The sequence below is a fragment of the Pseudomonas delhiensis genome, from assembly GCF_900187975.1.
Taxonomy (GTDB): domain Bacteria; phylum Pseudomonadota; class Gammaproteobacteria; order Pseudomonadales; family Pseudomonadaceae; genus Pseudomonas; species Pseudomonas delhiensis.
This window is the reverse complement of sequence record NZ_FZPC01000022.1, coordinates 1-12,878: the sequence shown is the minus strand read 5'-3', so window position 1 is coordinate 12,878 and position 12,878 is coordinate 1. Positions and strand designations below refer to the sequence as shown.

At 64.0% G+C, this 12,878-nt stretch carries 13 protein-coding genes; 2 read left to right on the top strand and 11 right to left on the bottom strand.

Going from position 1 to position 12,878, the window contains the following annotated elements; all coding sequences use genetic code 11:
• Nucleotides 1-327: 327 nt before the first annotated feature.
• Nucleotides 328-738: a (R)-mandelonitrile lyase gene (locus CHC02_RS19835; protein WP_089393151.1), complete on the bottom strand. Its 411-nt coding sequence runs from the start codon at nt 736-738 to the stop codon at nt 328-330.
• Nucleotides 739-864: 126 nt separating this feature from the next.
• Here CHC02_RS19835 and CHC02_RS19830 point away from each other — a divergent pair, with 126 nt between their 5' ends.
• Together CHC02_RS19830 and CHC02_RS19825 are read left to right on the top strand one after the other, a co-directional pair.
• Nucleotides 865-1,791 (top strand): LysR family transcriptional regulator, encoded by a 927-nt coding sequence (locus CHC02_RS19830; RefSeq protein ID WP_089393150.1) that lies wholly within the window; start codon nt 865-867, stop codon nt 1,789-1,791.
• 213 nt (nt 1,792-2,004) lie between these two features.
• Nucleotides 2,005-2,397 carry a hypothetical protein gene (locus CHC02_RS19825; RefSeq protein WP_139210171.1) on the top strand — a complete coding sequence of 131 codons (393 nt, stop codon included), beginning with the start codon at nt 2,005-2,007 and terminating at the stop codon, nt 2,395-2,397.
• A 118-nt stretch (nt 2,398-2,515) separates the two neighbouring features.
• Here CHC02_RS19825 and CHC02_RS19820 read toward each other — a convergent pair whose 3' ends face one another.
• The 10 genes from CHC02_RS19820 to CHC02_RS30245 all read right to left on the bottom strand — a co-directional run.
• Entirely contained in the window at nt 2,516-2,845 is a 330-nt protein-coding gene (locus CHC02_RS19820; RefSeq protein ID WP_089393148.1) for a YegP family protein, read from the bottom strand.
• Nucleotides 2,846-3,014: 169 nt separating this feature from the next.
• Entirely contained in the window at nt 3,015-3,734 is a 720-nt protein-coding gene (locus CHC02_RS19815; RefSeq protein WP_089393147.1) for a hypothetical protein, read from the bottom strand.
• Nucleotides 3,735-3,900: 166 nt separating this feature from the next.
• Nucleotides 3,901-4,764 (bottom strand): EAL domain-containing protein, encoded by an 864-nt coding sequence (locus tag CHC02_RS19810; RefSeq protein ID WP_167364773.1) that lies wholly within the window; start codon nt 4,762-4,764, stop codon nt 3,901-3,903.
• Nucleotides 4,733-4,957 carry a hypothetical protein gene (locus CHC02_RS30250; RefSeq protein ID WP_167364774.1) on the bottom strand — a complete coding sequence of 75 codons (225 nt, stop codon included), beginning with the start codon at nt 4,955-4,957 and terminating at the stop codon, nt 4,733-4,735. The genes CHC02_RS19810 and CHC02_RS30250 overlap by 32 nt, the downstream gene beginning before the upstream one ends.
• Nucleotides 4,958-5,087: 130 nt before the next feature.
• Nucleotides 5,088-5,804: a response regulator gene (locus tag CHC02_RS19805; protein ID WP_089393258.1), complete on the bottom strand. Its 717-nt coding sequence runs from the start codon at nt 5,802-5,804 to the stop codon at nt 5,088-5,090.
• A 139-nt stretch (nt 5,805-5,943) separates the two neighbouring features.
• Nucleotides 5,944-7,575 carry a TolC family protein gene (locus CHC02_RS19800; protein WP_208604329.1) on the bottom strand — a complete coding sequence of 544 codons (1,632 nt, stop codon included), beginning with the start codon at nt 7,573-7,575 and terminating at the stop codon, nt 5,944-5,946.
• A gap of 6 nt (nt 7,576-7,581) precedes the next feature.
• On the bottom strand, nt 7,582-8,760 hold the full coding sequence (locus CHC02_RS19795; protein WP_244160876.1) for an HlyD family type I secretion periplasmic adaptor subunit: 1,179 nt from the start codon (nt 8,758-8,760) through the stop codon (nt 7,582-7,584).
• An 86-nt stretch (nt 8,761-8,846) separates the two neighbouring features.
• On the bottom strand, nt 8,847-11,093 hold the full coding sequence (locus CHC02_RS19790; protein WP_341845114.1) for a type I secretion system permease/ATPase: 2,247 nt from the start codon (nt 11,091-11,093) through the stop codon (nt 8,847-8,849).
• A gap of 531 nt (nt 11,094-11,624) precedes the next feature.
• The gene (locus CHC02_RS19785) at nt 11,625-12,146 is read right to left on the bottom strand and encodes a DUF2846 domain-containing protein (protein ID WP_139210172.1); all 522 of its coding nucleotides are present in this window, start codon (nt 12,144-12,146) and stop codon (nt 11,625-11,627) included.
• 94 nt (nt 12,147-12,240) lie between these two features.
• A partial coding sequence (locus CHC02_RS30245; RefSeq protein ID WP_217900407.1) for a hypothetical protein occupies nt 12,241-12,878 on the bottom strand: 638 nt, incomplete at its 5' end.

Here is a 12,878-nt window from a genome sequence, read left to right as displayed (position 1 = left end):
ACCGTAGGAGCGGACTCTGTCCGCGATTCGGCGGATAACGCCGTAGGCGTTATGCGCCCTACGGGGAGCCCGGGAGCTTCGTGGTTTCGCATCGCGCCGGACAGTCCCCTCTCCCGCTTGCGGGGGAGGGTTAGGGAGGGGGTGCGGCGTCAGGCCCGAGCAAGCGGATAGCGGAGCGTCAGCCGGAAAACTCGTAGGGCGAATAACCGTTCGCGGTTATCCGCCGTTGGCCGATGCGCCGATACACGATGCAAACGGCGCTCAGGAGGTCATGCGACATGGGTGTCGCTAGAGTCCCGATCAGCACAGGGACGTATACACCCAGGCTCAGGCCGCGCCAGGCCCGGCGAAGTACTGCTCGTCGCTGACGTGCTCCATCCACTCGACGTTCTTGCCGTCCAGGGCCTCCTGGATGGCGATGTGGGTCATCGCCGTGGTCGCCGACGCGCCGTGCCAATGGCGGTGGCCGGGCGGGCACCAGATGACGTCGCCGGCGCGGATCTCGACGATGGGCTCGCCTTCGCATTGCGTCCAGCCGCAGCCTGCCGTCACCACCAGCGTCTGGCCCAGCGGGTGGCTGTGCCAGGCGGTGCGGGCACCGGGCTCGAAGGTGACGCTCGCACAGGAAACCCGGGAGGGTGCCGGCGGGGCGTTCAGGGGGTCGATGCGTACGGTCCCGGTGAACCATTCCGCCGGGCCTTTGATGGAGGGCTGGGAGCCTGCGCGCTTGAGTTGCATGTGAATCACCATGGCTGAAAGAGGAGGGCACTGACAGGGAATGCCAGGAAGGCTTTCAGTCTGGAGCGAAGTCGATTAGCTTTGTAGATGGAAAATTCAGGATGCTTTGGTGCAGCAGATTCACCTATGGCTCGCGATAACCTCAACGATCTGCAAGCCTTCGTCCTGGTGGCGAGGGAGCGCAGCTTCACGAAAGCGGCCGCCCGGCTCGGCATGTCCCGCTCGGCGCTGAGCCACGCCATCCTCGGGCTGGAGGAGCGCCTGGGCGTGCGCCTGCTCACCCGCACGACCCGCAGCGTATCGCCGACCGAGGCGGGCAGTCGGCTGCTGGAGACCGTGGCGGCGCGCCTGGACGAGATCGAGCAGGAACTGAGTTCGCTCGGCGCATGGCGCGAGAAGCCGGCGGGAAAGGTGCGCATCACCGCGCACGACCACGCGATCGCGACCGTGCTCTGGCCACGGCTCCTGCCATTGCTCGAGCAGTACCCCGACATCGAGGTCGAGCTGTGCACCGACTACGCCCTGGTCGACATCGCGGCACAGGGCTTCGATGCCGGCGTGCGGGTAGGCGACCTGGTCGACAAGGACATGATCGCCGTCCGCCTCACCCCCGAGCTGCGCATGGCGGTCGCCGGCTCGCCGGCATACCTGCAGGCCGCCGGCACCCCGGGCACGCCGCAGGACCTGGCCCGGCACCGCTGCATCAACCTCCGGCTGCCCACCCATGGGGACCTGTACGCCTGGGATTTCGAGAAGGACGGGCAGGGCGTCAAGGTCCGGGTACGTGGGCAGGCGGTGTTCAACAACACCTACCACATGCTGCAAGCCGCGATCGATGGCGTCGGCCTGGCCTACGTGCCCCATGACCTTCTGGCGCCTCACATCGAGGCGAAGCGGCTGGTCCCGGTCCTGGATGACTGGTGCCCGGTGTTTCCCGGCTACCACCTGTACTACGCCAGTCGGCGGCATGTTTCGCCGGCGCTGGGCCTGGTGATCCAGGCGCTCAGGGGGGCAGAGGGTACGGAAGGCCTGCAAGGCGGAAAGCGCGCCTGACGACCGAAATCACGGCAAACTTCGAGCATCCATTAATCGGACTTGTATCAAGAAATCATCTTTTCTTTGAGACCGATCAGATTCAACGCCATCGGGGGGCGGGGATAACATCCGGGTGAATACATATCGAAGAGCGACAAGCCAATGCATCGGTCCGTCAGCAAGACGCTTATACTCTGCGAGAACGCAGGCAATATAATCGAATACACCCGGATGATGAATGTTCTGGGCTTCTTCAGCCTGACGCTTTGTGCCAATGTGAAAGAAGCATTGAGCATGGTCAGGGAGGGCAGGTCTTTCGACTACATGATCTATGATGATTTCAGCTATGGCGTGCGCGGCTGCATGGAAGTGAAAGAGCTGGGGCGCAGGATCCAGCACATCATTCTGCTGGCGGATGTGACGGAAACGCGACGACTGTCCATGTTGCGCTGGGCATGGGTGAACAAGGTTCCGCTACTTGGCTTGCTTCCGCGGCCGATGAACATCTATCAACTCGAAAACCTCATGTCCTTCCATCATCGGGTGCGTGACATTGCCGAGCCCGGTCGCCATGCCGCTGCAATGCCCTCGGCACCTCCAGGCCCGCTGCCGCGAGTGAATTGATTCAGCCTGGTACCCGCCGCGAAAGCCTTTTCCGGCGGGCCTCGCGGGCGAAACCGAGTGCGCCGGAAATAGGCCCCGCATGATTCGAGTTCATCTCATCCGGAGCCTGTTCGTGCCGTCAGATGAACTTGACTTCCTTCGATTGCCCCATCTGCGCGATGAGTTCCATGGCTTGGTCGCGGGCCCGCTCCGAGTCATAGAGGTGGCTGGTGATGATTTCTTCGTTGGCTTTATCCTTCAGCGAAAAATAGTTCTTTCCGCTGGAGTGGATAACGCGCTTGTATCGGTCCGGGCTTGCACAGACCTGACTCATGCGTTCGATCGCGCCGACTGCATCATTCTTGCTGTCATAAGCGGAACTTTCAATCAGCATCCGGCCTTCGGGGCACCTGAGCCGGAAACGGAAGGTTCCGGTGGAGTTTGCTTTTACTTCGTACCAACTGCTCATTTCACTAAACCTGCAAAGGTTGATGGGGAAATGATAAGTCTGGATGAGCGCTATGGATGGGTAAACTGGACAGGTATGAAACCCGCTGTTTAATGATGATACTGTCTCGCTTTTAATTGGGAAAAGTTCGAACCCGGACTTTCCCAGGCCATCGCTCGATCAACGCTTCTCAGGGTAGGCTGCGCACTGATCCGGGATACGAAGGCCGAGCCGTTTTCATGGGCGTCTCATGGATCGCCACCTCCCGCGGTGAACTCCGTCCACGGCCCTGGAGAGCCGAGAAGAGCTGCCATTCGCGCTGGATGATGTCGTAGGGCACATAGACGGTGAGGGGCTTGCTGCTCGCGAGCGACGCGGGCAGCGGCAGGTGCGGCAAGTAGATGCCGACCGTAATGCCCACCACGGCCTGGTCGGCGCCGTAGACCGGCCCGCCGGACATGCCTTCCACTACCGGTGCGTCGCTGAGGGCATAGCGGGTGCGGTCACCCTCCACGTCCAGGCGCACCCGTTGCGCCTTGCTGGTACCGGTCCCCTTCAAGGTGCCCAGGAAAGGGTTCTGCCCAACGGTGTTCAGGACTTCGCCGGTTATCGCCGGACGCCAGACGGGTGGCCTGCCCTCGGCGTCCCGGCGAATGAACACCAGGTCGCAGCCGGTGCTGCAGTGGTGGACCACATTGCGCAACGAAGGGATGTGCGCTGCGCTGACCGCGTAGTGCGTGTTCCACTGTACCGCGCTGCCCATGTAGAGCAGCGCCGCCGCACCACTCGAGCTGACCGGGAAGTAGCCGGGCAGCGGCTCGTCGGGTGATACGCTGCGGACCGCGCCCGTGCAGCCGGCCAGGGCTGCGGATATGGCGAGACCGAGAAGCCTGATCCAGAGACGCGACATGGCCCATCTCCCGCAAACACCTCTTTACGGAAGAATAGGATCGGTCCTGGTCTTTTATCGGTCGCGTCAGTCGTCTTTTGGCGTGAGCGGTTCGATATGACGACTGAATCACATTCAGCCCGGCCCAACGCTGGTCGCATCCGGCCAGCCGTGTGCTTCGGTACCGTCAGTTTCCCTTGTGCTCCATGGCGGAAATCCGGTTGGCCATCTCGTGCCTTGCCAGATAACCGATGAAGGCGCCGACCTCCAGGGGCGCGCTCAGGCCGAAGCCCTGGGCGCGGGAACAGCCCATGTCCCGCAGCAGAATCGCCTGCTCGCCGGTTTCGACGCCTTCGGCCACTACCTGGATCCCCAGCTTGGCGCCAAGGCTCAGCGAGGTTTGCACGACGGCGTGGGAGGCCGGGTTGGCGATCTCCTGCACGAACATCCGGTCGATCTTGAGCTCGGAGAAGGGCAGCGAGACAAGTCGCTTCATCGTGGACCGACCGACGCCGAAGTCATCCATGCTGACGCCGATGCCGCATTTGCGAACCCCGGAAAGCCGGACCGCGAGCGCTTCCAGATCCGGCGCGGCGACATCCTCGGTGATCTCGATCTTCAGCAGGTGCGCGGGCAGGCCGGATTGCCTCAGGCGTGCGTCAAGGCTGCCTGGCATGTCCGCGCAGGACATTATCGTTGCCGAGGCATTCACCGAGATCGGGCACTGGATATTGAAGGATTCCAGTGTCAGGAGCAGGTTCTGGGCCTGGTCGAGCACGAACTCGAACAGGTCACGCTCCAGTCCGAGCCGAATCAGGGGCGGCAGGAAGTGCTCCGGAGCGATCTCTCGCCCCTGGTACCGCCAGCGCACCAGTGCTTCCGCGCCCACGATCCTCCCCGTATCGAGGTTGAACTGGGGCTGCACCACGATGCGCAAGCCATCGCTCATGCGTAGCGCCGCTCTCAGCGCTGCCTCGGTAAAGTCGATGGTCTCTGCGGTAACGCGCAGCGAGGAACTGTCAGCTAGGCGGTGGCGGTGGGGAAAGCGCATTTTCCATCTCGTCTGAAAGAGTTTCCAGGGAAGCGATTTCGGACTCCCACTGCTCGACATAAAGCTTGCGACGCTTGTGTGAGGCCAGCAGGAATTTGTTCATGATCGAAATGAACGCATTCTGTTCGGATTCGTTGAGTTTCGAGAACTCCAATAGCGCGCTGGTGACAGCGCGATATTTTGATTTGCGCATGTGCTTCCTTGGTTTGTCTTCTTTCTAGTGATTGAGCCAGACCCGAGAACTGAATTCCGCGTCATAATCTGGAACCTGTGGTCGTGTTGCCGGTTATTTCGCCAACGAGCCGGATGGAAATGAAAGCGACTCAGCTTGTCGCGTAGGTTTTCCCTTGCTGGATATTGGGAGCTTCCGGAATAGAGGATTCCGCCGGCTGGCAGGAATCCACTATTCCCGTTTCATAGGCGAAGCGGAACAGGTCGGCATCCCGGGTGATTCCAAGCTTGCGCATGGCGCTGGACTTCTGGGAACTGACGGTTTGCTTGGTACGCTTCAGCTGATTCGCAATATTGTTGATCGAGAGGCCTGAGACATACAGGCGAATGACTTCGGACTCCCGGCGCGTGAGCTTGTGGCTGGAGCTGCGCGAGCCATTGTTATGGGAAAGCTGCTGGGCCGCCGCCTTGAGTTGCGGCGAGATGTAGGTGGCGCCGGCATATACCGCATGCACTGCGGAAATGAGGTGGCCGACGTCATCGACCTTGTTCAGCACCGAGCCAACGCCCAGCTTGAGTATCTCGGTGATGATCGCCGAGTTGTTGATGGTCGTGAATACGATGATCTTCAGGTCGGGATAGCGACGGCGCAGGAAGGACAGCATGGCTATCCCGTCTCCCGCGCTGCCACCCGGCATGACATAGTCGGTTATCAGGATGTCGCAACTGAGCGTGGAAAGAAGTTCTATGACTTCAGTCGAGTTCTTCGCTTTGCCGACGATTTCCAGTGTGGGGATGGCCGCAAGCTCATGGGTAACACCCAGAAGCACTGCAGGATGGTCGTCAGCGATGATGATCTTGATCTTCATGATGTTCTCCGAGCGCCTGTGGCATGCTCGATCCGAGAGCCGATACTGCATGGGTATCAGGCTCCATAAGAATCAGGGTTGGTACGAGGGTTGCCCGCCTGGCGTGGTTCAAGTCTGAAATTCGCTTGGCGGGCACGCCCTATTCTTTGGCTGCCTGGCTGCCGCGTAGCCACTGGGTCAACTGGCCGGCGCTCGAGTAGGCTTTCAGGATGGCCTGGTAGCCATCGAAGCGGTTGGCGACCTCGCTGATCCGGTTGTTGTTGTGGTCGCTCTCGGCGATCAGGACATCCAGCAAGGTGCGTCGGCCCAGGTGGTACCACTGCTCGAAGAAGGCCTTGCGCACGGCATCGGTCTCGCTGGTCAGGTCGCGGTACAGGTCTGCCCGGGCGAGCAGGGTGATGGCGTCCTGCTCGGCGGTGCGCGTCTCGAACTCCAGGTCCAGTTGCTGCTGGGCCTTGCGCTCGCGCTCGGCGTCGGCGCGCATCAGTGCGGCCTCACGCGCGGCGCGGGCGGAGCCGCCGCGGAACAACGGCCAGTTCACGGTCAGCATGGTCTGCCAGGGTTGTTCGCGACCCAACTGGTCCTCGCCCGTCGTTTTGCTGACCACCCAGTTCAGTTGCGGCTTCTCGCCGGCGCGCAGCGATTCGGCGTGGCGTTCGGAAGCGTTGGCTTCGTGCTCGGCCTGCCGCAGGGTCGGGTGCTGTTGCGCCGCGGCCAGGAGGTCGTTGAGGTTGGCGCTGACCAGGGCCCAGTCGCCGTTTTCGGGCAGCTTCACCGGCGCGTCGCCGATCAGCTTGCGCAGCTGGATCTCGTTGTCCCGTTCACGGGCCCGCGAGGCGTCGAGGCTGGCCTGGGCCTCCATGAGGCGGGCACGGGCCTGGGTCAGCTCGCTGGAGCGCCCACGGTCGGTGGCGACGATCTCCTTGAGCATGCCCACCAGGGTACTCATGCGCTCGACATAGTGCTGGCTGATGGCGCTGACACGGCGGTTCTTCTCCAGCTCCACCACGTTCAGCGACACATCGCGGGCCAGGGTCTCGAGGCTGGCCAGGTACTTCTGGTCGGCTGCGCTGTTGAGCTCCTTGCGGCTGCCGATGGTGTTGCTGGTACGCCCCCAGTCGAACACGTTCGTGGTCATGTTCAGGTTGATGGCCTGGGGGTTGGTGCTGTCGTTCGAGGCGCCACCCAGCGAGGCCGGCCGGCTGTTCGCCCCCACGTCGATCTGCGGCCAGCGCTGGCCCTGGGCTTCGCGGACCTCGGCTGCGGCGGCCGCGCGCTCGGCATGGGCCTGGCGCAGCAGTGGGCTGCGGTCGATGGCGCGCTCCAGCGCACCCGAGAGGGCCGTGCGAATCTCGCTCTCCTGTATGCTGCCGCTGTTGCGGCGGCGTACGGCATCGGGGTTGTCCCTGAGCCACTCGGAGAAGTGCACGGTGCCGCGCCCCTTGTCGGCGCTTGCCGGCGCGGCGGGCGAAGCCATGCGGCCATTGCCATTGCCATTGCCATTGCCATTGCCGTTGGCACTCGTTGTGGCCGGTGCGGCCAGCGCACGCGCGGCCTGCTTCGGCGTGTCATCCGCCGCTTTCAGGTTGACGTCGCTCGCGGCTTTCAGGCCGATGTCGCGCGCGGCCTTGAGTTGAACGTCCTGGGCCACGGGTTGTGCCAGCAGGCTCTGCGGCAGCAGGAGCATGCCGCTGGCCATTACCATGAACAGGGTCCGCAGGGGCCAGTCGCGACGCGCGGACACGGCCGGTGTGATCTTCGTGGAATGCATGCTCCGTTACCTTTCGCGGAAGGCTTCTTTGGCCTTGAAAATGGGCTTCAGGAGGTAGTCCAAGATGGTTTTCTCACCGGTGCGGATCTCCACCGTGGCGGTCATGCCTGGGATGATCGGCAGGCGCTTGCCGGCGGACTCCAGCCAGCTGGTGTCGGTGAGCACCTGGACCCGGTAATAGGTGGCGTCCGGACGGCCGGCGGCGAGCTTCTTCTCGTCCTGCAGGGTGTCGGGGCTGATGTGCATGACGGTCCCCTTGAGGCCGCCGTAGATGCCGTAGTCGTATGCCGAGACCTTGACCGTGGCCGGCAGGCCAGGGCGCAGGAAGGCGACGTCCTGCGGCTTGATCTGGCCCTCGACGATCAACTGGTCCTCCAGCGGGACGATTTCCATGACGTCTTCGCCGGGCTGGATGACCCCGCCGATGGTGCTGACGCGAACGTTCTTCACGGTCCCGTACACCGGGGCATAGATCGTGGTGCGTTCGAGGACGTCCTTGCGTCCGACCAGCCCTTCGGCGACCTGCGCGACTTCGAGCTCGATCTTGACCAGTTCGCTGTTCGCCTCGCCCTGGTAGCGGTTGCGTCGTTCGACCATCTGGATCTTCAGGTCGTTGGCCTGGCGCCGCATGCGCAGGATCTCGACCTCCGAAAGCAGGCCGCGGGCGGCGAGGGGCTCGGCCAGGGCGATCTCTTTCAGGATCAGGTCATGGCTGTTCTGAAGCGCCCTGATGCTGTCTTCCAACGCCTGCTTGCGAGCGTTGTAGGCATTCGTCTCCTGCTCGATCATCAGCGTCTCGGCCTGGAGTTCCTCCGGGAAGCGCAGTGGTTGCTGATAGGCCTCCGCCTGCAGGCGCGCCATCATGGTCTTCAGGCCCACCAGCTTGGTGCGCATTTCCTGGTAGGTGGATTCGGCGCGGATCGGGTTGATCTTGATCAGCGGCTGGCCCTTGTCGACGATGTCGCCTTCGCGAACGAGCAGTTCGTCGATGATGCCGCCCTCCAGGCTCGAGATGAGCTGTTCACGGCTCTTCGAGACGATCTTGCCTTCGCCCTGGGTGATTTCTTCGACCCGGGCGAAATGCGCCCAGGTCAGGCCTGCGATCAGCAGCGCGCCGATCACCCCCAGCACCAGGCGCGAGCCGGGGGTGGACTGGATCAGCAGCGATTCGCGAAGATCGCTCATGAAGGCCGCATCGCCGGGTTTCAGCGCTGCGTCCTTGGGGGGGCGTCGGAAAGGACGCGAGATTGCATTGAGCATGTTGCTGTTCCTCAGCGGGCGATACGGGAGGTGGCTTCCACCTTCGCCGCGGGGTTCGTGTTCGGGCGGGCCGCTACCGGTTGTGCCGGGGCCGCTTTCTGGCTGGGCGCCGGGTCGTTCGACGCGGTCAGCGCAGCGATGATGTCGTTCTTGGGGCCATCGGCCACGATGCGGCCCTCGTCCACCACGAGGATGCGGTCCACGAGGTTGAGCAACGAGGTGCGGTGGGTGACCAGGACCAGGGTCTGGCCTTCGGTGGCGCGTGCCAGGTGCGACATGAAGATCGCTTCGGTCTGCGTGTCCATGGCGCTGGTGGGTTCGTCCAGCAGCAGTGTCTGCGGGCGGGCCAGCAGGCTGCGGGCGAGGGACACGAGTTGTCGCTGCCCACCCGACAGGCCTTCGCCCATCTCGCCGATCGGCAGGTTGATGCCCATGGGGTGCTTCTGCGCGACCTGGTCCAGGCCGGTCAGCTTCAGTACCCGCAGCAGCTCGTCGGCAGAGGCGTCGGGGCGGCCGATCATGATGTTTTCCCGCAGCGTGCCGTAGAACAGGCGAGCATCCTGGCCGACGTAGCCGACCGCGTTGCGCCAGTCGGCGGGGTCGATCTGCTCGACGTCCAGGCCAGCCATCAGCATCTGTCCGGCGGTGGGCCGATAGAGGCGGGCGATCAGGCGCAGCAGCGTCGACTTGCCGCTGCCGATCTTGCCCAGGATGGCCACGCGCTCGCCCGGCCGGATCGCCACGGTGATGTTTTCCAGCACCGGCGGGTTGGGCTTGTCCGGCGGCGCCGGATAGGAGAACTGGACGGCCTTGAGTTCCAGGTTGCCCTGCAGGGAGGGTTGCTGGAGGTACTTCTTCTCCGGCTCGCGGTCCAGGGGCATCTCCATCAGGCGGTTCAGGGTCGACAGGGCGGCCTTGGCCTGCTGGAAGCGCACGGCGAGGCCGGCTACCTGGGTGAGGGGAGCCGTGGCGCGGCTCGCCAGCATGACGGTGCCGATCAGCGCACCCTGGGAAAGATCGCCGGCACCGATGAGGTAGACACCGATCACGACCAGTACGACGGTCTGCAGCTGCTGCAGGAAGGTCACCAGGTTCAGGGCGGTGCTGGTCAGCTGGCGCGACTTCATCGAGGTGCTCGCGGCGGCGGCGCTGAACGCTTCCCAACGGCGCGTCATGTGGCCTTCGCCGCCCACGGACTTGAGGGTTTCCATGCCCTCGACCGACTCCAGCAGGACACCCTGCTTGAGCGAGGACTCGCGGAGGTTTTCACGCATGGTGCGGGCCAGCGGCCACTGGATCGCGACACTGATCGCCAGGATGCACGGCACCATCAGCAGGCACACCCAGCCGAGCGGGCCACCGATCATGAAGATCACGCCGACGAACAGCAGTACGAACGGCAGGTCGGAAAGCGCCGCCAGCGTGGCCGAGGTGAAGAAGTCGCGCACGGATTCGAATTCGCGCAGCTGGTTGGCGAAGGCGCCGGCGGAGGAGGGCTTGTGCTCCATGCGCACGCCCAGGGCCTGGCGAAAGAGGCGTGAGCCGAGCACCAGGTCCGCCTTTTTCGCGGCGACATCCAGCAGGTGGGCACGCAGGTAGCGGGTGGTCGCCTCGAAGCCCATGGCAATGCACACGCCGATCGCCAGCGACCAGAGCGTGACGTAGGCCTGGTTCGGCACGACCCGGTCGTACACGTTCATGGTGAAGAAGATGCTGGCCAGGGCAAGGATGTTGACCAGGACCGTCGCGATCGCGGCGCTCCGGTAGTAGCGGCGGTAGTGCCACAAGGTGCTGAACAGCCAGTGGCCCGCGGAGCGCGGCGTCTCGTCGCCGGCGCGGGTGTCCACCTTGGCGCTCGGCTTCACCAGGATGGCGTGCTCCGAGTACCACTCGGAAAGCTCCTGCCCATCGATCTCGACACGGGTGTCGGTACCCATTTCCGGCAGCATCACCTGGTAGACCAGCTTCCCTTCGGCGTTGCGTCGGGAGCCGAACAGAACGGCAGCGCCCTGGTCCTTGCGCAGCAGGATGATCGGCATCAGGTGCTGGGAGAACTCATGGGCACGGCGACGCACGATACCGGTGGTGAGGCCGGCATTGCTCAATGCGGTCTGTGCCTGGGAAGGCGTCAGCAGGTTGCCCTTGGGCAGGCCGGCGCACAGGCTTTCGGCGCTGCGCGGTACGCCCTGGTGCTTGCAAATCCACAGTGCGGATTCGAGCAGCGTGTCGAGCACTCGCGTGGGAGGCGGAAGCGTCAATGACGCGTCCTGCTGGTTGGGGTGTTGGTTTGCCGATGACATCTCTGTGCTCCTTTGGGTTCTGGAGTGGCGGCAGCCGGGTGCCACCTTTCGAGGCGTCGCAGATCCTGGACCGGGGAGAGGTTGCCAAGCCGCGCAAGCCGCAAGGGCAGGTGTCAGGGGGAAACAGCGGTTCGAAGGAGAAGGCCCCTGTGCCTACCGATGGGTCAGAATTTTGGGGTTTGGCAGGGGGCAGCGTCTGTCGGGCCAGTTCGAATACGGCCCAGAGGGATTGAGACGAGTACGAGACTCCCGTTTTGACGGAGAAACGCATGCGCGAGGGGGCACGGGAAGAGAGTCCATCCTCTCCCCGTACCGGGTTGGCGACAGCGCGGTTGCCTCGCCCTTCACTCCCCGCTGCGAGCCCGGTTTCGCAGCGGGAAGCCGGCAGGTCCATCTGCCCTCAGGGGGCAGCCGCCTGAAGCCGGGGGTGGGTCCGCTACACCCCCTGATATGCAGCGGGCCTCCTGACCGCAGGCAGGCCCTGGACGGTCAAAGGGCCGACTTGCAGACCGGAGCTTCCGCGCGGGAGATCGCATGCGTCTGCTCGCGGGCGCCATTCAGGCTGCGTTCCGCCTCTTCGCGCCCCACCGAAACGGGCTGGCCCTTGGCATCCTCGGACACTTTCACGAAGTAGGTCTTCCCGGCCTCCAGGCTCACGCGGTAGAGCTCTTCGGTCTTGCCGCGATACAAGGGTGCCTCGTTCTGGTAGGCGCCGAGCAGATGCTGGCCAGGCGGCAGGCAGAAGGTGGTGAAGCCGCCCGGAAGCAGCGAGGTGTGGAAGTGGCCGCCTATGTAGACATTGGCCCCGGTGGGCTTGGCCGCCGCGGAAGCCGGGCGGTAGTAGATCACCCGCGCCTGGTCCGGCGCTGCGGGAGGTACCGCGCGGTACGCTTCGCCGAAGACCTGGGGCTTGCTGGCCTGCCCGGTTTGCGCCAGCGCCAGGGAGGGTACCAGGAGTCCCGCCAGCACAACGGCCAGGGCAAGCTTCCGGTATCGGGTTTGGATTCTCATATCTTCCTCAGGATGAAAACGGACCCCGCGGTCGACGCGGGATCCTTTGCTTGAGAAAAGCCGGGGGCGGTGTCCGCCGCCCCCGGCGAGCGGGTTACATCTGCACGGTGACGCCCTGTTGGACGAGGATCTCCGCGGCCAGCTCGGTGTGGTGGTAGACCTCGTAGACGACGCCCGCGGCGGTGACATCGCCGAGCAGTTCCCAGTCGCCGACGTCCATGCCGTTGGGCAGCAGGTCGCTGAGCTGGACGGTGTCGCCGACGTTGCCCTTGATCGCCAGCTGTACGCTGTCATCGTTGATGAAGGCGCCACGATGGCCGGTGTCGAGGACGTCGCCCAGGGAGACCTTGAGGGTGTTGTTGCCCGAACCGGTGATGTCGATCACCTCGACGGAACTCAGGCGGCCCTGCCAGGCGGACAGGTCCAGCACCTGGTTGGCGCCGGTCAGCTTCAGGGTGTCCACGCCGGCGTTGCCTTCGATCACCTTGATGTCCTGCAGCACGCTGACGTCGCCGATGGTGAACACGTTGTCCTTGGTGGTGCCGTAGACCTCGGCCACATCACCGGTCAGGACGTAGTTCACGCTCGGAGCGCTGCCCGTGTTGGCAAAGCCGGACAGGTTGCCGGCCTGGTCCACCAGGGCGGCGCTGGCCGAGCTGACCGCGCCCACTTCCAGGCTGACGCTGCCGGCGATGATGTCGACCGCGGTCAGGGTGTACTCGAAGCGCTGGG